The 398-nt window shown below is 46.0% G+C and carries 1 protein-coding gene; it reads left to right on the top strand.

Annotation, left to right across the window (positions count from 1 at the left end; translation table 11 throughout):
- A partial coding sequence (locus KJQ99_RS10050; protein WP_214150762.1) for a hypothetical protein occupies positions 1–346 on the top strand: 346 nt, incomplete at its 5' end.
- Positions 347–398 lie beyond the last annotated feature (52 nt).

The following is a 398-nucleotide window of genomic DNA, read 5'->3' as shown; positions in this document are numbered from 1 at the left end:
TAATATGCTGCATATGATTCCTGACGACATGGAACAGGTCGAAGAAAAACTCGCTTGGATGAAACAAAACGGCTACGAACAAACCACCAAACAAGACGTCATCAACGATATGACCAGGGACGGCGTGCAAGACATGCAGGATACGGCGCTTGAAGGTCCTTATTGGACGGCACGATGGGAAGAAGCAGGCCAATTGCTTAAAGTTTGCGGACCTGTCGGCGACGTTATCGGAACTTTAAAACCTCGTGATGACTACGCTGATTTTGAAAGCGACCTTGAAGACAATGCCATCCTCTTTTGGCGCAATCTTGCAACGCAAACGCAAAAACTCATCGGTCATGACTAAAAATGAGAAGAATATGCGGCCATTAATCATTGTCTGGGCAATTGCTGATAAG

The organism is Campylobacter sp. 2018MI13, assembly GCF_018501135.1.
GTDB lineage: Bacteria > Campylobacterota > Campylobacteria > Campylobacterales > Campylobacteraceae > Campylobacter_E.
This window is presented reverse-complemented; position numbering and strand designations above follow the sequence as displayed.